The following is a 7,705-nucleotide window of genomic DNA, read 5'->3' on the forward strand; positions in this document are numbered from 1 at the left end:
TCCCAAAAAACGTGTGCAATGGATTAAGGACAAATACTTTAAACAGGTAGGTCATCGCCATTGGGTATTTGCTGCATGTGATGAGAATGCCGCAACCGGATTGATAAAACTGGTCAATGCCAGCGATACAAAGATCCGTCGGCATATCAGAATTCAGCAGAAAGCGAATCCATTTGATCCTGAATGGGATGAGTATTTTGCAAAACGTCACTTCCATAAATTTAGGTACTGACCGGCTGACGTAATGGAGGCTTTGAGAGGCTTGAGCGCAGTGCAGTGAAAGTTGCACGCTGCGTTCTTAGGGGGCGGGAGCGCAGAAATACGCTCTTGCTACCCGACATTAGATACAGAAATGCGCAATCCTTTAAACCTGTTATCTGATCGTGAATTACAAATTATGCTTATGGTGACGCGTGGTATACCGGTTGGCGAAATAGCAAAACAGCTCAACTTAAACACAAAAACAATAAATAGCTATAGATATAGAATGTTTAGTAAACTAAAAGTGCGTAGTGATGTAGAATTAACTCATATAGCTATAACGAATGGATTGATTCAAACAGAGAGTTTTTATTATAGTGCCTGAACTATTTGAACCGAAAGTGTTTTTGCAGACAGTAACCAATCAACCAGGTGTATATCGTATGTACGATACATCTGGGGTGGTTATTTATGCCGGCAAAGCTAAGGATTTAAAAAAACGGTTAGCGAGTTATTTTAGAGGGCAAGTAACGAGCCGTAAAACCGAACAACTTGTTAAAAATATTGCTCAGATTGACATTACTGTAACACATACAGAAACCGAGGCTTTATTACTTGAACATAACTATATTAAACTTTATCAGCCTTGTTATAATGTTCTGTTAAGGGATGATAAATCCTATCCTTATATTTTTTTAAGTGCGGATAAACATCCACGTTTGGCTATGCATCGTGGTGCTATGAAGGCAAAGGGTGACTATTTTGGCCCATTTCCAAGTGTTCATGCTGTCAGAGAAACGCTGGCTTTATTACAAAAGTTATTTCCATTGCGTCATTGTGAAGACAGCGTCTATCGCAACCGATCCAGACCATGCCTCCAATATCAAATTAATCGCTGTCTTGGGCCCTGTGTTAAGGGGCTGGTTGCTGATGAAGAATATCATCAACAAGTAGAATATGTTCGTTTATTCTTATCGGGTAAAGATCAGCAAGTTCTTAATCAATTAATCCAAAATATGGAGCAGGCCAGTCAAGCTCTTAAATTTGAAAGTGCAGCGCGTTATCGCGATCAAATACAAGCCGTTAGAGCGGTTACAGAGCAACAATTTATCACTGGTAATACGCAAGATCTAGATGTAATTAGCGTTGCTTATCACTTAGGTATTGCTTGTGTTCAGGTGCTCTTTATTCGCCAAGGGAAAGTACTTGGTAGCCGTAGTTATTATCCAAAGATCCCAGCAAACACGCAATTAAGTGAAGTTGTGCAAACATTTTTAGGTCAATTTTATTTACAGGGTAGTGAAATTCGCTCTTTACCGGCAGAAATATTATTGGATTTTTTATTACCGGAAAAAGCGCTATTTGCTAATTTATTGACTAAAATAGCGGGACGTAAAATTAACATTCAAGTGAAACCGCGAGGTATAAAAGCTAAATATTTAAAACTGGCTCGTACTAATGCAGCGACAGCATTGACCACCAAAGTTGCACAACAATCAACTATTCACCAAAGAATAGAGGCATTAGCTGACTTGCTAGGACTAGAAAAAATTTATCGCATGGAATGTTTTGACATTAGTCATACATCGGGGCAGCAAACTGTAGCATCTTGTGTTGTTTTTGATAGTAATGGGCCCTTACGTTCTGAATATCGTCGTTATAATATAATTGATATTACGCCTGGTGATGACTATGCTGCTATGTATCAGGTTTTAACGAGACGTTATGGTAAACATGTAGATGAAAATAAAGTACCGGATGTTATTTTTATTGATGGTGGCAAGGGACAACTGGCTCAAGCAATCGGTGTATTCCAGGCATTAAATGTTGGCTGGGACATTACGCTACCCAAATTGATAGGGGTAGCTAAAGGACATGATCGCAAAGCCGGCTTAGAAACATTGTTTTTTAAACCTGATGGAGAAGGTCTTTCATTACCGCCTGATTCACCAGCGCTACACTTAATACAAAATATTCGTGATGAATCACATAATCACGCGATTACAGGACATCGTCAGCGTAGGGCGAAAGTTAGAAATACCAGCACCTTAGAGTCCATTGAAGGGGTCGGCCCTAAACGTCGGCAGATGCTACTTAAATATATGGGGGGCTTACAAGCTTTACGTAATGCGAGTCTTGATGAAATCGCAAAAGTGCCAACGATTTCATATGCACTAGCAGAAAAAATTTATAATGCGTTAAAGCAATAAGCGTAGTGGAATTGTATATATATTTTATTTTGGCCAGACAATTATAGAGCATGATGCAATTAAATATTCCAACTTGGTTAACACTTTTTCGTATCATATTGATTCCGTTTTTTGTATTATTTTTTTATTTTCCTTTTCACTGGGCGCCTTTTGTTTGTGCGTTTCTTTTTGTCATTGCTGCGTTAACTGATTGGTTTGATGGTTTTCTTGCCAGATTGTGGCAGCAAACAACCAGATTTGGTGCATTTTTAGATCCGGTCGCTGATAAAATTATGGTAGTAACGGCATTAGTATTGGTGACCGAATATTATCATACTTGGTGGGTTACATTACCGACAGTGACTATGATAGCGCGTGAAATCATTATTTCCTCATTACGGGAATGGATGGCTGAGGTAGGAAAACGTAGTTGTGTAGCTGTATCTTGGATTGGAAAATTTAAAACAGCCGCCCAGATGCTCTCATTAGTTGGATTACTGTGGCATCCTAATATCCAAATTGAGGTAATTGCTATCGTATTACTTTATTTTGCGGCTATTTTAACGTTTTGGTCTATGTTTCAATATTTATCTGGCGCCTGGAAGAATTTGAATGAAGCTTGATCGAAATGATTGAAAAATCAGCGAACGAACCGAATTAATTAATAATAGTATTGACTCAATACAGGAAACAAGTAGAATGCAGCGCATCAAACGATGCTGGGTTTAACAAACTAACTAAGTATTGTGAGAATGCGGGAATAGCTCAGCTGGTAGAGCACGACCTTGCCAAGGTCGGGGTCGCGAGTTCGAGTCTCGTTTCCCGCTCCAATATTAGCCCTACATATAAGCTAGATTGAGTAGGGCGCGTTGGCAGAGTGGCCATGCAGCGGATTGCAAATCCGTCTACCTCGGTTCGACTCCGGGACGCGCCTACAGAATTTAGCCCAGGTGGTGAAATCGGTAGACACAAGGGATTTAAAATCCCTCGGCCCTAAGGCTGTGCGGGTTCAAGTCCCGCCCTGGGCACCATGAAATTTTCCATTGTTTATCAATAAGTTAAACGGTAAAAAGTGAGATACTTGGTGCTGGTTTTTTAGCCCTAAAGTCGTTTTTCGTAATATCATTTCGTAATATTTTTGTCATTTTGCTGCCGATCTACTACAGGGACAACTTTAATTCTTCTATCGTATCTTGCGGTTTGCCCGACATTTTTATGGCCTGATATTGATTGTTTTTCGTATAAATTTCCTTCTAAATCTGAAATACCTTTGGCTTTTAAATCATGAAAGGTAAAATCCAAATCCAGCTCTGGATATTTTTCCTTTGCCTCTTTTTTCGCTTTCATCCATCTAGTATTAAAACCATCTCGCGTATATCGAGAGCCTGAAGACTGATGCAGTACATATATACTGCTCATTCCTTCGTTTAATGGTAATTTCTTAGACAGTGCTATAATATTCTCTAGTCTTGGTGACCATGCTTTAATTTGTGAAACCCCAGTTTTACTTTGCTGAATTAATATTCCTTCCTCCAGTAATTGACTTTTCTTTAATGAAAGAATATCGGCTTGACGAGCACAGCAAAGATACGCTAACTCCATTGCGATCTGAACTATTGTCGGGGCTATTTTGTAAACTGCATTATATTCAGCATGGGTTACATATCGTGTACGAGCCGATTCTTTAAATTGACGGACACCTTTGCATGGATTACCTTTCACTAATCCCCGTTCATAACCGAATCGAAAAACCCGTGATATAAAAGCTTTTTCTCGATTAGCTTGTGTCCGGCTCTTTAAACCCCACGAGTTTCGCACCAATAAAAAAACGCTCTATTTTTAAGTTTAATTCAGCATGATATATAAATAGTCAAAACCTTATAAATCAAATACAACTTATTGTAATTTAAGAAAATTTATGTTTTTTAGTAACTTGCAGATTAATCATTGCTTTTAAGCCATTTTTAGAATTTTATATGCCTGTGCGAAACTCGTGAACCCCTCTTATCCATATATCGTCTAATATGCTCGGGTTTAATATCATCAGAGTTTACTTTTCCAAAGACAGCAATAACTTTTTGAGAGTATTTTCTATAATCTTTTTGGGTTTCAGAAGCTAATTCCATAAAATCACCCGATGTAAAAAATCGCTCAATAAGTCCCTCAAAAAGAGATTCATTACTGCGATTACTATTATAGGCTTCATACGCTGCCCAAACTTGAGCTGGAGTCGCATTAAAGCTACAGAGTCTTACCGTTCCTCCTGATCTGGGTCTGAATTCAAAAGCAGATTTACCTCTGCTAACCCGTGGGGGTAGCCAATTGTCGGCACTATTCTTACGTTTTCGTCCCATTAATCTAAGGCTCCAAAATTAGGTTCGATATTTTTAGAAATATTTATTGCACTTCTTTGTTTCATAGGGGTGTTAAAATGCGCCCATGTTGTACGTGGGCGACCATCGCGGCGAATTATAAAAAAAATCCCCGCTTCACGTAAAATTTCGCATTGTTTAGATGGAATTTTATATCCGGTTAGCGATATGAGATCGGTATCGCTTATTACATCATTTTCGTTTTTCATGATATTAAAACCTTTATAAACTGATTTTCTTTAATGTTGGTATTACTAATTTGAGTGGGATAGATTCAGGTGGGATAATGATTATTCGCTTTTAGACTACTTCCTCAATGTATCGAGAAATACCCCCAAATAGACAATGAGTGCAGGGACTAGCATGATGCCAATAACCAGTAGCTCTTGTCCGCCTAAATGAATATCGCTTAATTTGCCACGTTTAAATCTGATTTGTGGGTCAATGACGGTATCAGCGTGCGCAAGATGTCCAACTATCAGTTCGAAAGCAAATGCTGCACTAATAAACAATAATGTGGTAATTAATAATTTGATGATGTTAAGTTTCATGGTTGAACCTCTGTAAAATTAGCTCACTTCTTAACGCAAATCGCTTTGGCGTTGATATCCGTGAATGTTTCAAATTCCTGCTCAAACTGTTTAGCAGCGAATTGACACATATTTTCAGTGTCAAACTCCTGAGTATTGATACTTGCAAAGTCATTTGACGCGTAAGGGCTGGTGTACATGGCTAAGGTTAAAATCCACATGGTGAGTTCTCCGTTATTAATAAGAATGGTAATGCTAATGATAAATATTTGATTTTAATATATAAATATTTGTAAATTTAAGGTTAATTCTTTATTTTTCTTGTATAGTTATTTGGTTGGTTGTGTGTTTGCTATTCACAATTTTTTCCCTGGTGTTGGCCAGCATTGCGCTGGTCTTTTTTATTCCCTTTTCATTGTTTCCAGTAATAAATCCTGTATTGCCCGTTTTGAATTGCGCCTTTCCATGACCACTTCATCGAGTGTATCTTTAGCGACGATATGGTGGATAAAGACAGGGCGATTGTGGCCGGTTTGCGCTTGACGCGTAGGGCCGATACGTTCGATAATTTGCTGGTACTGCTCCAAGTCCCACCAGTGGGAGAAAAAGACCAGAATATTACCGCCGTCCTGTAAATTTAAGCCGTGTCCACAGCTTGCGGGGTGAGCAAAAAGTAACGGGATTTTGCCATTATTCCAGTCGGTAAGGGTTTGAGGGTTAGTGTCTAACATTTTGCCTTTTGGAAACGCTTTTAATAAACGCTCAAGGTCATGTTTCCAGTGATAAGCAACCAGTACTGGCATCCCTCCGGCTTCATTGACAATACTTTCCAGTGCCTGGATTTTGGCATCGTGTATCGCTGTCCAGTTGTGATTGTCATCGCTATAGATAGCGCCACTGGCAATTTGCAAACATTTTATTGTTTTGGCAGCGGCATTTAACGCTTCGATAGCCCTATCACCTAATTCAAGAAACAGTGCTTTTTCCATGGCCTGATAGTGTGCTCGCGCTTTTGCAGGTAGTTCAACGTTGATAACGTTGTGTATCGGCTCTTCGATATCGAACCAGTCGGCGGCATTAAGGGATAACGTGACATCGCTAAGGGCTAACTGAATTTGTAGATGCGCAAACCCCAAAGGCTCAAACCTGCTCCATTGTTGCCCGGGGAACTGGATGCGATTAAACCAGCGGGACGTAAACGCATTATGCGTTCTGCCTAAGCGTTCGCCCTGGTCTACAAACCAGGCTTGCCCCCATAAGTCCATCAGGCCATTGGGTGAAGGCGTACCGGTCAGATTTACCCAGCGATGAACAGATTTATGCGCTATTTTCGCGAGTGCTGCGGTGCGTTTACCGCCTTTGCGTAGCCGGAATGATTTTAACCGGGTGCTCTCATCGGCAATAATCGTGCCAAAAGGCCAACTGTCCTCAAGGACATCAACCAGCCAGACGAGATTGTCATAATTGATAGTAAATACGCTGGCATGGGTATTTTTGAGTGCTGCCATACGCGCTTTGGCGGTGCCAATGATGGGTTGTACCTCGATATTATGGAGGTGGTTCCATTTAAGCGCTTCATCCGGCCAGGTGGATTGGGCTACCCGTAAAGGGGCTAACACCAAGGTGGACTTGGTTTCACTGCCTGCAAGATAGAGATTTTCTAATGCCGTCAGGGTTGCTGCTGTTTTACCCATTCCCATTCCCGCCCAGACATTTGAGCGTTTTATATCGAGTAGGTGATTGATAATGAGATTTTGGTAAGGGCGAGGGGTGAAGGTTTTAGCGATTGTCTTTTGTTCAGGCGACAATCTGGATAGTTTTGTCATGGGTATGTAATCCGTTCCAGTTCTTTTTCATAGGGAGTTTGTCAGCCAAATACTGGTCATAGAGTCGCTGTGCGCCTTTTCTAAGTAAAACAGGGCGATAACTAATGAAACTATTCGCACCATGTGGGCTTATTTCGTTTTGTTTTTCGGTTAAATATTTATCCCGAGCGGTAGCGGCAACACGCCAGCGTAAATTGTTACCGGACTTACTTTCGTTATAGAGCCATTTAAGTCCTGCCAGAAAATGATTTATCTGTTGACTGTTTACCCCGTTAAGCATTTTGCTAAATTGGGTAGGGGTCATGCCTTCTTTGAAGAGATTTTTAAGACAATCGTTTTCGGTTGAGAGACTTTTATTTTCCAGTAATAACTTTTCTTTCTCTTCCTCGGCACGGACAACCATCAGTGCCAGTTCTTTTGCTGTTGGTAGCAATGTTTGAGGTTGTAAAACACGCCTTTCACATTAAACTAGTTGCTGAATAGAGACTTGCATTTTTTGTCACGCTATTGAGAATAAAAAGAGGTTTAACTTAGAGAATAAAGGTTTGAAATGATCAACAAAGAGCGGCTGTTACGAGATAATCGTT

The 7,705-nt window shown here is 40.1% G+C and carries 8 protein-coding genes, 3 tRNA genes and 3 pseudogenes; 7 read left to right on the forward strand and 7 right to left on the reverse strand.

What is annotated here, in order from left to right; all coding sequences use genetic code 11:
* The 7 genes and pseudogenes from CBG25_RS10110 to CBG25_RS10140 all read left to right on the forward strand — a co-directional run.
* A pseudogene (locus tag CBG25_RS10110) lies at positions 1-232 on the forward strand (group II intron reverse transcriptase/maturase); the annotation flags it as partial.
* A gap of 129 nt (positions 233-361) precedes the next feature.
* Positions 362-586: pseudogene (locus tag CBG25_RS10115) on the forward strand (LuxR C-terminal-related transcriptional regulator); the annotation flags it as partial.
* The gene (gene uvrC / locus CBG25_RS10120) at positions 579-2,411 is read left to right on the forward strand and encodes an excinuclease ABC subunit UvrC (RefSeq protein WP_290606437.1); all 1,833 of its coding nucleotides are present in this window, start codon (positions 579-581) and stop codon (positions 2,409-2,411) included. The pseudogene CBG25_RS10115 and the gene uvrC, both read left to right, overlap by 8 nt.
* 53 nt (positions 2,412-2,464) lie before the next feature.
* The gene (gene pgsA, locus CBG25_RS10125; protein WP_290606445.1) at positions 2,465-3,013 is read left to right on the forward strand and encodes a CDP-diacylglycerol--glycerol-3-phosphate 3-phosphatidyltransferase; all 549 of its coding nucleotides are present in this window, start codon (positions 2,465-2,467) and stop codon (positions 3,011-3,013) included.
* Between the two features lie 131 nt (positions 3,014-3,144).
* Positions 3,145-3,220: transfer RNA gene (locus CBG25_RS10130), tRNA-Gly, on the forward strand.
* A 33-nt stretch (positions 3,221-3,253) separates the two neighbouring features.
* Positions 3,254-3,324 (forward strand) — tRNA-Cys (locus tag CBG25_RS10135).
* Positions 3,325-3,334: 10 nt separating this feature from the next.
* Positions 3,335-3,421, forward strand: a tRNA-Leu gene (locus CBG25_RS10140).
* Positions 3,422-3,512: 91 nt separating this feature from the next.
* Here the strand turns inward: CBG25_RS10140 and CBG25_RS10145 are convergent.
* The 7 genes and pseudogenes from CBG25_RS10145 to CBG25_RS10175 form a co-directional block, all read right to left on the reverse strand.
* Positions 3,513-4,193 (reverse strand): annotated as a pseudogene (locus tag CBG25_RS10145) (tyrosine-type recombinase/integrase); the annotation flags it as partial.
* 161 nt (positions 4,194-4,354) lie between these two features.
* Positions 4,355-4,744, reverse strand: a complete 390-nt coding sequence (locus CBG25_RS10150; RefSeq protein ID WP_366212765.1) for a hypothetical protein — start codon at positions 4,742-4,744, stop codon at positions 4,355-4,357.
* The gene (locus CBG25_RS10155; RefSeq protein WP_290606439.1) at positions 4,744-4,971 is read right to left on the reverse strand and encodes a DUF4224 domain-containing protein; all 228 of its coding nucleotides are present in this window, start codon (positions 4,969-4,971) and stop codon (positions 4,744-4,746) included. Before CBG25_RS10155 ends, CBG25_RS10150 begins: the two co-directional genes overlap by 1 nt.
* Before the next feature lie 96 nt (positions 4,972-5,067).
* A complete protein-coding gene (locus tag CBG25_RS10160; RefSeq protein WP_290606441.1) occupies positions 5,068-5,313 on the reverse strand; it encodes a hypothetical protein in 246 nt (81 codons plus the stop codon).
* 23 nt (positions 5,314-5,336) lie between these two features.
* Entirely contained in the window at positions 5,337-5,513 is a 177-nt protein-coding gene (locus CBG25_RS10165) for a hypothetical protein (RefSeq protein ID WP_290606442.1), read from the reverse strand.
* 180 nt (positions 5,514-5,693) lie between these two features.
* Positions 5,694-7,118: a DEAD/DEAH box helicase gene (locus tag CBG25_RS10170; protein WP_290606443.1), complete on the reverse strand. Its 1,425-nt coding sequence runs from the start codon at positions 7,116-7,118 to the stop codon at positions 5,694-5,696.
* On the reverse strand, positions 7,090-7,521 hold the full coding sequence (locus CBG25_RS10175) for a hypothetical protein (protein WP_290606444.1): 432 nt from the start codon (positions 7,519-7,521) through the stop codon (positions 7,090-7,092). The genes CBG25_RS10170 and CBG25_RS10175 overlap by 29 nt, the downstream gene beginning before the upstream one ends.
* Positions 7,522-7,705: the final 184 nt, after the last annotated feature.

This window comes from Arsenophonus sp. ENCA (assembly GCF_002287155.1).
GTDB classification, from domain to species: domain Bacteria; phylum Pseudomonadota; class Gammaproteobacteria; order Enterobacterales; family Enterobacteriaceae; genus Arsenophonus; species Arsenophonus nilaparvatae.

Excerpts from the sequence above, each read along its gene's own strand:
- pgsA (WP_290606445.1), top strand. The coding sequence starts at position 2,465 with ATGCAATTAAATATTCCAACTTGGTTAACACTTTTTCGTATCATATTG.
- CBG25_RS10150 (WP_366212765.1), bottom strand. The coding sequence starts at position 4,744 with ATGGGACGAAAACGTAAGAATAGTGCCGACAATTGGCTACCCCCACGG.
- CBG25_RS10155 (WP_290606439.1), bottom strand. The coding sequence starts at position 4,971 with ATGAAAAACGAAAATGATGTAATAAGCGATACCGATCTCATATCGCTA.
- CBG25_RS10160 (WP_290606441.1), bottom strand. The coding sequence starts at position 5,313 with ATGAAACTTAACATCATCAAATTATTAATTACCACATTATTGTTTATT.
- CBG25_RS10165 (WP_290606442.1), bottom strand. The coding sequence starts at position 5,513 with ATGTGGATTTTAACCTTAGCCATGTACACCAGCCCTTACGCGTCAAAT.
- CBG25_RS10170 (WP_290606443.1), bottom strand. The coding sequence starts at position 7,118 with ATGACAAAACTATCCAGATTGTCGCCTGAACAAAAGACAATCGCTAAA.
- CBG25_RS10175 (WP_290606444.1), bottom strand. The coding sequence starts at position 7,521 with ATGGTTGTCCGTGCCGAGGAAGAGAAAGAAAAGTTATTACTGGAAAAT.